The sequence below is a fragment of the Staphylococcus sp. GDY8P54P genome, from assembly GCF_017892645.1.
GTDB classification, from domain to species: Bacteria; Bacillota; Bacilli; order Staphylococcales; family Staphylococcaceae; genus Staphylococcus; species Staphylococcus ureilyticus.
Genome location: NZ_JAESLN010000006.1, coordinates 35,539 through 47,776, shown reverse-complemented (window position 1 = coordinate 47,776; position 12,238 = coordinate 35,539). Strand labels below are relative to the sequence as shown.

Annotated in this window: 12 protein-coding genes; 5 read left to right on the top strand and 7 right to left on the bottom strand. The window is 31.9% G+C overall.

The annotated features are described in order from the left end of the window. Window positions 1-132 precede the first annotated feature (132 nt). From KA883_RS00825 to brnQ3, 3 genes are all read left to right on the top strand, one after another. On the top strand, window positions 133-924 hold the full coding sequence (locus KA883_RS00825) for an ATP-binding protein (RefSeq protein WP_046208285.1): 792 nt from the start codon (window positions 133-135) through the stop codon (window positions 922-924). Window positions 925-936: 12 nt separating this feature from the next. After that, window positions 937-2,826: a vWA domain-containing protein gene (locus KA883_RS00820; RefSeq protein ID WP_046208286.1), complete on the top strand. Its 1,890-nt coding sequence runs from the start codon at window positions 937-939 to the stop codon at window positions 2,824-2,826. A gap of 121 nt (window positions 2,827-2,947) precedes the next feature. Continuing rightward, entirely contained in the window at window positions 2,948-4,291 is a 1,344-nt protein-coding gene (gene brnQ3, locus KA883_RS00815) for a branched-chain amino acid-like transporter carrier protein BrnQ3 (RefSeq protein ID WP_046208287.1), read from the top strand. 251 nt (window positions 4,292-4,542) lie between these two features. Here brnQ3 and KA883_RS00810 read toward each other — a convergent pair whose 3' ends face one another. From KA883_RS00810 to KA883_RS00800, 3 genes are read right to left on the bottom strand one after another with little or no spacing between them, the layout of a single operon-like run. Beyond that, window positions 4,543-5,676 carry a toxic anion resistance protein gene (locus KA883_RS00810; protein WP_046208288.1) on the bottom strand — a complete coding sequence of 378 codons (1,134 nt, stop codon included), beginning with the start codon at window positions 5,674-5,676 and terminating at the stop codon, window positions 4,543-4,545. A 28-nt stretch (window positions 5,677-5,704) separates the two neighbouring features. Further along, the gene (locus tag KA883_RS00805; RefSeq protein WP_046208289.1) at window positions 5,705-6,325 is read right to left on the bottom strand and encodes a 5-bromo-4-chloroindolyl phosphate hydrolysis family protein; all 621 of its coding nucleotides are present in this window, start codon (window positions 6,323-6,325) and stop codon (window positions 5,705-5,707) included. 13 nt (window positions 6,326-6,338) lie between these two features. Next, the gene (locus KA883_RS00800; RefSeq protein WP_046208290.1) at window positions 6,339-6,608 is read right to left on the bottom strand and encodes an acylphosphatase; all 270 of its coding nucleotides are present in this window, start codon (window positions 6,606-6,608) and stop codon (window positions 6,339-6,341) included. A gap of 337 nt (window positions 6,609-6,945) precedes the next feature. Between KA883_RS00800 and msaA the strand changes: the two genes are divergently transcribed. Both msaA and cspA read left to right on the top strand, forming a co-directional pair. Further along, window positions 6,946-7,251, top strand: coding sequence for a regulatory protein MsaA (gene msaA, locus KA883_RS00795; protein WP_019468786.1), 306 nt, complete (start codon window positions 6,946-6,948; stop codon window positions 7,249-7,251). Between the two features lie 184 nt (window positions 7,252-7,435). After that, window positions 7,436-7,636 (top strand): cold shock protein CspA, encoded by a 201-nt coding sequence (gene cspA / locus KA883_RS00790; protein WP_001831260.1) that lies wholly within the window; start codon window positions 7,436-7,438, stop codon window positions 7,634-7,636. A 165-nt stretch (window positions 7,637-7,801) separates the two neighbouring features. On the opposite strand, the gene lysA is transcribed toward cspA, so the two are convergent. The 4 genes from lysA to dapD all read right to left on the bottom strand — a co-directional run bounded on the left by lysA (window position 7,802) and on the right by dapD (window position 12,226). Further along, window positions 7,802-9,067 (bottom strand): diaminopimelate decarboxylase, encoded by a 1,266-nt coding sequence (lysA, locus tag KA883_RS00785; RefSeq protein ID WP_046208291.1) that lies wholly within the window; start codon window positions 9,065-9,067, stop codon window positions 7,802-7,804. 3 nt (window positions 9,068-9,070) lie between these two features. Beyond that, window positions 9,071-10,144 (bottom strand): alanine racemase, encoded by a 1,074-nt coding sequence (locus KA883_RS00780; protein WP_107360342.1) that lies wholly within the window; start codon window positions 10,142-10,144, stop codon window positions 9,071-9,073. After that, window positions 10,141-11,298, bottom strand: coding sequence for an amidohydrolase (locus tag KA883_RS00775; protein WP_046208293.1), 1,158 nt, complete (start codon window positions 11,296-11,298; stop codon window positions 10,141-10,143). Before KA883_RS00775 ends, KA883_RS00780 begins: the two co-directional genes overlap by 4 nt. Before the next feature lie 208 nt (window positions 11,299-11,506). Then, window positions 11,507-12,226 (bottom strand): 2,3,4,5-tetrahydropyridine-2,6-dicarboxylate N-acetyltransferase, encoded by a 720-nt coding sequence (gene dapD / locus KA883_RS00770; RefSeq protein WP_046208294.1) that lies wholly within the window; start codon window positions 12,224-12,226, stop codon window positions 11,507-11,509. Window positions 12,227-12,238 lie beyond the last annotated feature (12 nt).

Genomic DNA, 12,238 nt, shown 5'->3' with positions numbered 1-12,238 from the left:
AACGTGTAATATTAAATATAACTTAAATTAATAAGACTAGGGCTATATAATTTCAAACATTATCCAAGCCCCAGTCTATTTTTAATGATATGAATTTTATAAATTATTTTATTTTTAAAGGAGCAAGGAACAATGACGAATTCGCAATATATTAACAAAGATGAAACTGTGTTTGATGATGCAACATCAATGATGGCATTGAATAAAAATATTTTATTAAAAGGACCAACGGGCTCTGGAAAAACAAAGCTAGCTGAGACTTTGAGCGAAACAATAGATCGTCCAATGCACCAGGTCAATTGTTCAGTAGATTTAGACGCTGAAAGTTTATTAGGTTTTAAAACGATACAGACAAATGAAAATGGCACACAAGAGATTGTATTTATTGATGGACCAGTTATCAAAGCAATGAAAGAAGGCCATATACTTTATATCGACGAAATCAACATGGCAAAACCAGAAACTTTACCCATTTTAAATGGCGTATTAGATTACCGTAGAAAATTAACAAATCCGTTCACTGGTGAAATTATCAATGCTGCCCCTGGATTTAATGTAATCGCTGCAATAAACGAAGGATATATTGGTACATTGCCAATGAACGAAGCACTTAAAAACCGGTTTGTCGTTATTCAAGTAGATTATATTGATGGCGATATTTTAAGTGATGTAATTAAAAATCAAAGCCAATTATCAGATGATAAAACAATACAAAAAATCATTAATTTTAATGAAGATTTACGAACAATGACCAAACAAGGCCAAATTTCTGAAGAAGCAGCGAGTATACGTGCTTTAATTGATTTAAGTGATTTGGCTACCGTGATGCCTATAGAGCGTGCCATTAAACGTACAATTATCGATAAACTAGAAGACGAACGTGAACAGCAAGCCATATTAAATGCAGTAGAATTAAACTTTTAGTGAGGGATATTTATGAGCGATCGTTTTATATTATTTAATGACGAACAGTTAGATGCAAAGCAAGTAATGATGTTGCAAGATTTAGCTCGATTATTACTAAAAAATGAACAAACACAAGTTAAAATTCAAAAATTCCCATATTACGATCCAATCAATAATATGTTAATAACGAGTGCTTTTTGGTCGCATAGAAGAAATGACATTGAAACGACGGGGCTCAAGACTGATGTCATGCTTGCTGCTTATGGCTACAAATTGATGGATGAAACAGTTGTCAACGAAGTTATTCATAATAATACGTTTAAGCATCCAAAATTTTTCCAACAACTTTTTAAATTATTAGAAGATAAAAGAGTATTAAACGAAATAGTTAAACAACGGCCGTCTACTAAAGATGCCATTCACATGCGCAATGAAATTAGATTAAGTTATACTAGTACACAAATCAATGTATATAAAACCAAAAAGACGTTTACAGATTTACTCTTTTTATATTTGGAATCATCGTTTTTAAGTGAAAACTTTTACGACATACCCCAAATTGGTCCACAAATTGATGATATTCTGACAAATATGTATCAATATTTGCCTAATTTTTTCTATAATGATTCGTCCGAGGATAATATGTACTTAGCTGAACGGATTATGTTCCAAATTGATGATATCTTAAATGAAGATATGTTAAATGAATATTATCATTTACCTAAAAAAGTATATGAAGCCATTCACGAACTCAAATTTGAAGATATAAAACGAACGGATGCAAGTAATACTGATAAATCTTCAAACAATGACCATGACGAAGAAAGTGTTAGTGAAGATATAGAATCTAATCATCAAGATAGTGCTTCACAAGGTGGGGCATATTTAGAAATGGAACTACATGAAGGTGAAAATAGTGAGGTTGTTGGTGATAATGACACTGCTAGAGAAGGCGACAGCGGCGATGATATGACAGATATGCAAACTAAAAAAGGTAAAGGATCTACGAATCAAGTAGAAAGTGAAGAAGGTGGGGCAGTAGGCAATCATTCCGCTTTTGCATTAAAAGGGATAAACGCAAACGTAGACGTTAAATGGAACATACCTGAAATACTACCTGAATATCATAATGAATATCATGATGTTGAAAAAGAAGTCCAATTTGAAACAAAAGACTTGATACAAATTATCAAAAAAACAATAGATAGAGAATACCAAGATGAGCGTCGAAATCTAACAAAAGGACGATTACAAAAAAATCTATTAAATTGGTTTATTGATGATCAATATAAATTATTTTATAAAAAACAAGATTTAAGTCAATCGTTTGATGCAACCTTCACTTTATTAGTTGATGCTTCAGCAAGTATGCAAGATAAAATGTCTGAAACAATTAAAGGAGTCGTTTTATTTCATGAAACGTTAAAATCTTTAAACGTAAAACATGAGATACTAGCATTTAATGAAGATGCCTTTGATGCTGATGATACAAAACAACCTAATATTATTGATGAAATTATTGCTTATGATCAATCAACTATAAAACGAGAAGGACCTAGAATCATGGCATTACAACCACAAGATGATAATAGAGACGGTGTTGCGATAAGAATTGGCAGCGAACGCTTAATGCGTAGAGCGCATAATCAACGTTTTCTAATTGTGTTTTCTGACGGTGAGCCATCAGCTTATAATTATAGTCAAGATGGTATTCTTGATACTTATGAAGCTGTGGAAACAGCTCGTAAATTGGGTATTGAAGTTTTTAATGTATTTTTAAGTCAAGACCCAATTACAGAAGATATTGAAGAAACAATTCATAACATTTATGGCAACTATGCAATTTTCGTAGAAGGTGTAGAAAATCTACCAAGCCATCTTGCACCATTACTTAAAAAATTATTATTAAAATCTTTTTAGTACGTAATTTATTTATAAAATCACACATAAATTGAAATATTCAGAAATTTATATAGACGCATTCTTATAAATCGTGATAGAATAGTAAATATTATTTTATAGGCAAGAAGGAGAACGATTTATGAATAAAAATACATGGATTATAGGATTCACGCTGTTTGCTATGTTTTTCGGAGCCGGCAATCTTATATTTCCACCAAATTTAGGTTTAGATAGCGGCCAATTCTTTTGGCCTTCCATATTAGCATTTGCTTTAACTGGTATAGGATTGCCCTTATTAGGGGTAATCGTTGGTGCTTTAGATAAACAAGGTTATATTGGTTCTTTAAATAAAATTTCACCAAAATTTTCTGTGATATTCTTAATTGTCATATATTTAACAATTGGACCTCTTTTTGCAATACCACGTACTGCATCTACGTCATTTGAAATGACAATTACGCCAATTGCCCATACAAATAGTAGCTTAGCATTGTTTATATTTACAATCATTTACTTTTTAGTAGTTTTATATTTATGTATTAATCCAAATAAAATGGTAGATCGCATTGGGTCATTGTTAACACCATTATTATTAATTACTATTTTAGCGATGATTATCAAAGGGTTTGTTGATTATGGTGGTAATACACATAGTCAGGCAGCTGAAGCTTTTACTTCTAATTTTGCAGGTTTTTCACAAGGATTTACGAATGGTTATTTGACAATGGATGCGATTGCTGCCATTGCTTTTTCAATGATTGTGGTTAACGCGGTAAAAGCAACTGGCATCACGCACGCCAACAAAATTTTCAGACAAACACTATTAGCTGGAATTATTGCTGCAGTGGCACTTATGTTTATTTATATTTCCTTAGGATTTATTGGTAACCATATGGCTGTCCCGCAAGAGAAAGTTGCCAGTTTAATTGCTAACGATCAAAATATTGGTACATATTTACTAACGACAATGGCAAGCGCTGGATTTGGTGCTTTTGGAAAGTACTTGTTAGGTATCATCGTAGCTCTTGCTTGCTTAACAACTGCTTGTGGATTGATCGTATCTGTTTCAGAGTATTTTAATAGAATATTCCCAAGAATTTCATATAAAACTTACGTTATCATCTTCACGTTAGTGAGTTTTATTTTAGCAAATCAAGGATTAAACTCAGTGATTACAATGTCAGTTCCTGTTTTAAGTATTGTATATCCAGTAGCGATTACTTCGGTACTTTTAATATTACTAGCACGTTTTATTCCAACAAAACCAATTGCACAGCAAATTCCTGTAGCAGTAGTTTCTATTATTTCAATCCTTAGTGTGATTCACACACAAGGTTGGTTCAAGTTAAGTCTTATTGATAACTTACCACTGAAAGATTATTCATTAGAATGGTTCCCAATAGCAGTGATCACTACAATTATTGGTTATATTGTAGCACCGTTATTTAAGAAACAGAAAACTATCGTTTATGAAAAAGAATAATAAAATCAAATAACTCGTAGGGTATAAACATCCCTCATTTACGAAAAAACGTCAATTTCAATAGAAATTGACGTTTTTGTATATTAAGATTACTTGTTCTAGGTGAAAGGAGTACGTAACTGATGGACAGTAACAAGCTCATGATATAACAACCAAGACAAAATATACAATGAAAAAAGAGACCCGCAAATGAATCATTAAAAACATTCATTTGCGGGCTTAATATCTTATAATTTATTTCTGTATCCATTTTATTTTTGCTGTTTCATACCTAATAATTGATTTTTCATCTCTGTTTCTAATTGGTTTAATTCAGTTTCTGCTTGTTTACGTTTATTTCGACCCTGTTCCTGGATTTGGAGGGTCTGTTCAATCGTGTCTATGATATCTTGCTGTGTTGTTTTTAAGGTTTCAATATCGACAACACCACGTTCATTTTCAGTAGCTGTAGCAACAGCATTTTGCTTTAAAAGTTCTGAATTCTTGAGTAACAAATTATTTGTAGTATCTGTTACTGCTTTCTGTGCAGAAACTGCATTACGTTGTCTCATTAAAGTCAGTGCAATAGACATTTGGTTTTTCCATAAAGGAATGCTCGTTAAAATTGAACTTTGAATTTTTTCTGCTAATGCATGATTCACATTTTGAATCATTCTAATTTGTGGCGCAGTTTGTATAGCAATTTGTCTGGATAGTTGTAAATCATAAATGCGTTTATCTAATCTATCTATAAATTGTTCCATATCTGATACAGCTTGTACATCCATTTGATTACCTGTGGATTCAGCTTGAGCATTTAATTTCGGCATATCTTCTTGTTGTATCACTTGTTGCTTTCTTTTAGCTGCTTCTATATACAGTGTTAATTCATCAAAATACGTTTTATTTAAATGATACAATTCATCTAGCATTCCAATATCTTTATTTAAATTATTTTTATGTTTATCTAGTTCAATTGAAATGCGATCAATTTGAGATCCTACAGATTGCATTTTTGAAAAAATTTCATTAACTGAAGCTTTTGTTCTTCTAAAAATACGTTTTAATTTTGATTGATTTTCTGGGTTTAACTCATCTGGGTTTACAGATTTAAGTTTGCTCATCAATCCATTTAAAGATTCCCCAACAGGACCAACATCTGTGGTTTTCACCTCATTAAGAATACGATGTGAAAATTGAGACATATCAGATTGTGCAGAAGTACCATAATTTAATAAGCTATCATTATCCATTGGCTTTATTTGTTTAGTTAATTCATCAATCTTCTGTTCATCTTCTTTAGTATATTGTTTTGTGCTGTTAATAATTTCTGATTCATTTGCTGATTGTTCATCAATATATTTATCCAATGGGTGCGAATTTAAAAAGTCTTGTTCTCTTACCATTTAATTTCACTCCACTTCTTTATATAAGTTACTTTTGTCTTTTTTGTTCAATTTTATTTAATTCCATTTCTATATCTAATTGGCTATAATCTTCTTCATTAATTCTCTTTAAATCTGCTACTAAAGTTCGTTTAACTTCATCTAAAGTGATGCGAGTTTGTGCTAACTTTTGCTTTTCTTCTTCTGATTTTTTTGGTGATTTTGCTAATCTCGTATAAGATTCAATGAGATTTAATGCATTATCAATATGAGAGTAGAAAAAACTTTCTACTTTAAAAAACATTCTGGGTTGTTGCTTTACTGCATAGTATATTGCTCGAGATATTCTATATATTTCGTTTACTTGTCTAAAATCTTTGATTGATCTTACGTTAACAAAAGTTTTTAAAATTCTTCTTATCTTGTCTTGTGCATTATTTAATTGACTATTTACAAAATGATAATCTCTTCGTGTTAAACCAATCTCATTTAAATATTTTCTAGAAGTTAAACGCTGAGTAGGGAAGTAGAATGCTATAAACGCTACTGCAGAAATAAGAAAATCAAAAATAAAATTTAACTCTAATGCAAATACACTAGAAATCCACGCGATAACAGCTATTGGAAAAGCAATAATGGTCCCATAAATTCGCGAAATATTATATCTCAAACTTCATCTTCCTTTATATTGTACTAAAATTTTCCCATGATTCATTCGTTTCTATCTCTTCAATTTCATAATCTTCAACTTGAGAAGCAGGTGAAGCACCCTCAGTGATAGCATTAATAAATGATGTTAGTGATGATTCATCTCCTTGAGCATAAATCTCTACATAATCAGATATATTTTGAACAGTACCTACAACATTATATTTTTTTGCTATCTTCTCAGTATAATAGCGAAAACCAACGCCTTGTACTATACCAAATACTTTAATATGTTTGCATTGCATATAATCACCTCTTATTATCATTATACGAAATTTTATCATACAAAACTAATATTTTTGTCTGAATAACAAGTGTCTATCCGTCAAAAGTATGAAACAGATAACTTGATTTTATATATGATACAGTTAAAATATTACACATAGCTATTTAGCAATATCTTTTGCGTATGGATGAATAAATTTTTTAAAATACGTTACATAACATATAGACAATATATAAAATTATATACAAATAATTCAAAATAAACGTAATAAATCATGATTAATATAATGATGATCATTACAATGATTTATTTGATAAGAGCAAGTATGAAGTTGAAAGTGAAAGGGTGTAATTTACATGTGGACAGTTGCAAAAATTCGGGCTGATTACGAAGGCTGGTGGTTATTTAGTGACTGGACTGATCATATCGTGGAACAATATCATTTTGAAAACTATGAAAAGATGCTAAATTACTATCAATCTATCATTGAAAATAGTAAAAAGCACTATGACAATTTTCTGGTTGGTAAATACAATATTCATGCATTTTATAATAATTGCGAATTAGGATTTTGTGAAGATTGTGATGAAGATTTACAGATTTTTTATAGTTATATTGTTTTAAATAATAATGAAGTTTATTATAAATTACCGATTGTTTAAGAAATTGTTTTTTCACAATTGCATTGCATTTTCAGCTATTATGGCTTATAATATGAGTCAAGCAATTGTTTTATTCCATATTGCAAAGAATATTGTAAGACAGATTTACACTGTGAAATTGTATTTTTTGTAATATGCGAATAATGCATATTGAATGAATATTAGTCTTGGAGGTTTCACATTTATGAAACAAGGTACAGTAAAATGGTTTAACGCTGAAAAAGGATTTGGTTTTATCGAAGTAGAAGGAGAAAACGATGTATTCGTACACTTCTCAGCGATTAACCAAGAAGGTTACAAATCATTAGAAGAAGGTCAATCAGTTGAATTTGAAGTAGTTGAAGGCGACCGCGGTCCTCAAGCTGCAAACGTTGTAAAACTATAATATAGATTGCAATATTGACTATAAAAAGAACCTTGTTAAAGGTTCTTTTTTTAATATATAAATTTTAAAATGTAATTTAAAAAGCTCTTTTTAAAGTGAATACTCGTTAATCGAGTACTTTAAAAAGAGCTTTAATTATGATTGATTCTTTATATTATTAACAAGTTATTTTGTATCATTTATGATTAATTGTCGCAATGATTGTCTTTTTATAACTTCTCTAGCTTTACTATCTTTTAGAAAGAATACTGACGGTTTTTGCATTTGGTTGTAATTAGATGCCATGGAATAATGATAAGCACCTGTTGATAAAACAGCTAGATAATCACCGCGTTTAACGGTACTAGGTAACTTAGCATCCTTAATTATAATATCTCCAGACTCACAAAGTTTTCCAGCTATTGTTACAGTTTCATCATTTGGTTCATTTCTATTAACTAATAATGCTTCATACTGAGCATCATATAATGCAGTACGAATATGATCACTCATCCCACCATCAACTGATACATATTTGTTAACATTGGGAATCTCTTTGATTGTACCAACTTCATATAATGTTATACCAGCTTCTCCAACTATAGATCTACCAGGTTCTATTCCAATTTCTGGAAGAGGGTAGTTAAATTCAGTTGAAATTTCTTTTATCGCATCAGTAATTTCTGAAATTCCAGTTTCGATAGGGAAACTTACATCACCTTCAACATATCTAATACTGAAACCACCGCCTAAGTTAATCAGTTCAACCTCTATAGCATTTTCTTTTAACCATTGAATTACTATTTTTGCTGTTTCAATCATCGCTTCTGTGCCTTCAATTTGCGATCCTACATGAAAGTGAACACCTTTTAAATTTAAATGTTTCGTGTTTTTTACTTTTTCAACTGCTTGATTTGCCAATCCATGTTTAATTGACAAACCAAATTTACTATCTTCCTGACCAGTTTGAATAAATTCATGTGTATGGGCTTCAACACCAGGGTTTAAACGTAATACGACATTTACCGTTTCACTTGCATATTTATCGATGAGTTCTATTTCTTCTAATGCATCAATAACGATATAGCCAACTTTGCTTTCTAAAGCATACTGTAACTCATGCTTTGTCTTGTTGTTACCATGAAAATGTATATGCTGTGGGTCAAAACCGGCTTCCAATGCTGTATACAATTCTCCTTCAGATACTACATCAAGTTCAAGACCTTCTTCTTGTACTAATTTCACCATTTGTAGACAAGTAAATGCTTTAGAAGCATATGAAATGTTATAGTTTAATCCACTTTTCTGAAAAGCAGTGTGAAATCGTTGCATTTGTGATCTGATTTGATGTTCATCGTAAACAATAGTAGGGGTTCCGAAACTTTGAGCTATTGTTTTAAGACTTGTACCTCCCATTGTTAACTCGCCACGATCATTATATTCTACTACCATAATTTATCTATACTCCTTTATTAGTGAGTCGTGATTCATTGCACTTAATTGTTCAGAATTCGCGCCAACACCTTTAAATGTAAACTCGTCAACACGAATATCATTATTATATAATATTACTTCATCTTGTGCATGCACGTTGTTATCAACTTCAACAAACATATGGCTCATCATCAACGCACGAATAGGGTAACGCTTGCCGTTGATAAGTGCCTCATGTTTTGCTCTTGATTTAAGAATACCATCTCCATAGCCAATATCAACTACTGCTAATTTTGTGTGATTATGCGTAGCTTCGAATGCAAAACTATAGCCACAATAATCACCCTCATTTACTTCACGAACTTGGATAACATTACCTTTAACGGTCAGTGATTGTTCAATCTCATTTACATCAATCGTTTGATAAGGTCTAGAACCGTAAAGCGCAATGCCAACGCGCGCATGTGTATGGTTATCAAACACACCGTTTTCCCTATAATAACTTGCACTGTTTTGTGCATGTATCATTTCAAAGTGATAACCTTCGTCTAATAATGCGTCAACAATCTCTAACCAAGCTTTACGCTCTTTATGATATTCTGATACATCAAATTCATCTGCATATCCAAAGTGAGTCCATAAACCTGTAATACGCATTTTATCTTTACTTTCATCTTTCATATGATGGTGCAACACTTCTTTTATTTCATCTATACTCTTCAAACCTGAGCGATGCAGTAAATTTTCAAATTCTAAATGAACTTGAATACCTTGTAAATCTTTAATATGTTCATAATAGAAATTTAACGAGGGTAGGGTCATTTGAATTTGATAATCTCGCACTTTATCAAATTCATATACTGCATTCATTAAGAAAATCGTTGCATTAGGGGCTAATTGTCTTATGCGAATTGCTTCTCTTAAGGATGTCGTACTAAAAGTATTAATACCAGCTTCTAAAAATTGCTGTACTGCAAACTCCAACCCATAATGATAGGCATTATTTTTAACTACTGCCATAATTTGATTGTTTTGGATTACTTTAAGCACATTATTGTAAAATCGTTGAGTGTCAACAAACCAAACTGCGGTCATTGTGATTCCACCTCACTATAGGATTTTAAAATCGCTTCATAATAATCTGCAATTTTAATCAACATATGTTCATTAAAATTTAAAAGGGCAGTATGCAAACCTGTGACAAAACCTTTTGTCTCGTCTCGTACACCGACAAAAATAAAATAACTAGGTGCAAGTTGACTATAAAAGCTGAAATCCTCGCCAAATAAGTAAGGTGTAGGTTTATCAACTATTGTTAAGTTAGCAATGTTGAGACCATTTTCAATATGTTTACGTAATTCAGGTGAATTATATGTTGGTGGATAGCCTTCTTCAAATTTCACTTCACAATCAACGTCAAATAACAATTTTACACTTTCAGCAATTTTGTGCATTTGCAGTTTCACAGTTTCCAAATCATGGACATCATAAGTTCTAATAGTGCCTTCTAAATAGCCATTGCTTGGTACTGTGTTTATGGCTTCTCCGGCTTCAAAATGACCCATATGTACAATATTTCTCTTTAAGCCATTTAAATGGAATTGTTGTATCTGACCCACTTGACTTAAAACATGCTGCAGCGCTTCTCCAGCAGAATGTCCTTGTTCTTTATCCGCAACATGACTTGATAGACCAGTTAAATAAAAACGATACTCTGTAGCACTTGCTGTAATTTCTTCATCACGAATTACAACTCGACCTTCATCTTCAAAAGGCATCACGTGGATACCAAATATAGCTTCGATAGGGTATTTATCAAAAGCGCCTGCACGAATTAAACGGTTTGCGCCACCTCCTGTTTCTTCAGCTGGTTGAAAGATAAATACAATATTTTGAGGCAATGTGCCTTGATCAGCCATAGACTTACAACGTTTAACAAATAACATTAATGCAGTTGTATGCCCATCATGTCCACATGCGTGCATGACATGATCTGTTTTACTTCGATAAGAGACATCATTTTCTTCATAGATAGGCAAAGCATCTATGTCTGCGCGATAAGCAATCGTATGATTACCATTACCTGGTAGATAAGCAATCAAACCTGTTTCCAATGGACGATCGTATTGGACACCAAGTTCATCTAAAAATGTTGCAATATATTTAGTGGTTTCAAATTCATGGAGGCTTAATTCTGGATGTTGATGCAAATGACGTCTATGCGTTGTAACAAATTCTAACTCATTCATTAAAATCAAATCCTTTTAGTTATTATAATATGTATTAATATAAAAAATGCTTATTTATGTATAAAAAGGAGGTTAGACGATTTTATAGTTACAAATTAATATATACATTAAAATAAATGAATACATTAATAATAAAATGTTATATCGTCTAAAACCTCCTACAAATATTAAAATTTCAGTTTTTATGATCTATCTTCTTAATTCAGTATTAATCATTTAATTTTCTTAGTGCTGAAACGATTTCTCTTTTTGAATCTTCAACTTCACTTGTTTGCTTAATTACTTTTGCTGGTGTTCCAGCAACCACAGATCCGGCAGGGACATCTTGCGTAACGATTGCACCAGCTGCAACAATAGAGCCTTCACCAACGCGAACACCTTCAAGTATTACAGCATTTGCACCAATGAGTACGTCATCTTCAATGATCACAGGTGATGCACTAGGTGGTTCAATTACGCCAGCTAATACTGCACCAGCTCCAACGTGAACGTTTTTACCTGTAGTAGCACGACCACCAAGTGTTGCGTTCATGTCAACCATCGTTCCTTCGCCGACTACAGCACCAATATTGATCGTAGCACCCATCATAATCACTGCACCATCTTCAATCGTAGCTTGTTCACGAATAAATGCACCAGGTTCTATACGTGCATTCGTATTGGTTAAATCTTTTAATGGAATTGCTGAATTACGACGATCCATCTCAACTTCTAATTCATCAATCGCTGATTGATTTTTTTCATAAAATTGTTTCCAATCATCCGCTTCACAAAAGATTACTTTAGAGTCAGGTCCGCCAAATACTTTAAAGTTATCAGGAAATATTACTTTATCGAACTTACCATTCACATAAACTTTAAGAGGTGTAGATTTCTTCGCATCACTTATATATTGAATAATTTCTTCTGCCGTTAAATGTTGTACCATAATTTTTTCGCT

What these genes read in the sequence shown, in the direction of transcription:
- KA883_RS00825 (WP_046208285.1), top strand. Translation starts at nt 133, where the DNA reads ATGACGAATTCGCAATATATTAACAAAGATGAAACTGTGTTTGATGAT.
- KA883_RS00820 (WP_046208286.1), top strand. Translation starts at nt 937, where the DNA reads ATGAGCGATCGTTTTATATTATTTAATGACGAACAGTTAGATGCAAAG.
- brnQ3 (WP_046208287.1), top strand. Translation starts at nt 2,948, where the DNA reads ATGAATAAAAATACATGGATTATAGGATTCACGCTGTTTGCTATGTTT.
- KA883_RS00810 (WP_046208288.1), bottom strand. Translation starts at nt 5,676, where the DNA reads ATGGTAAGAGAACAAGACTTTTTAAATTCGCACCCATTGGATAAATAT.
- KA883_RS00800 (WP_046208290.1), bottom strand. Translation starts at nt 6,608, where the DNA reads ATGCAATGCAAACATATTAAAGTATTTGGTATAGTACAAGGCGTTGGT.
- msaA (WP_019468786.1), top strand. Translation starts at nt 6,946, where the DNA reads ATGTGGACAGTTGCAAAAATTCGGGCTGATTACGAAGGCTGGTGGTTA.
- cspA (WP_001831260.1), top strand. Translation starts at nt 7,436, where the DNA reads ATGAAACAAGGTACAGTAAAATGGTTTAACGCTGAAAAAGGATTTGGT.
- lysA (WP_046208291.1), bottom strand. Translation starts at nt 9,067, where the DNA reads ATGGTAGTAGAATATAATGATCGTGGCGAGTTAACAATGGGAGGTACA.
- KA883_RS00780 (WP_107360342.1), bottom strand. Translation starts at nt 10,144, where the DNA reads ATGACCGCAGTTTGGTTTGTTGACACTCAACGATTTTACAATAATGTG.
- KA883_RS00775 (WP_046208293.1), bottom strand. Translation starts at nt 11,298, where the DNA reads ATGAATGAGTTAGAATTTGTTACAACGCATAGACGTCATTTGCATCAA.
- dapD (WP_046208294.1), bottom strand. Translation starts at nt 12,226, where the DNA reads ATGGTACAACATTTAACGGCAGAAGAAATTATTCAATATATAAGTGAT.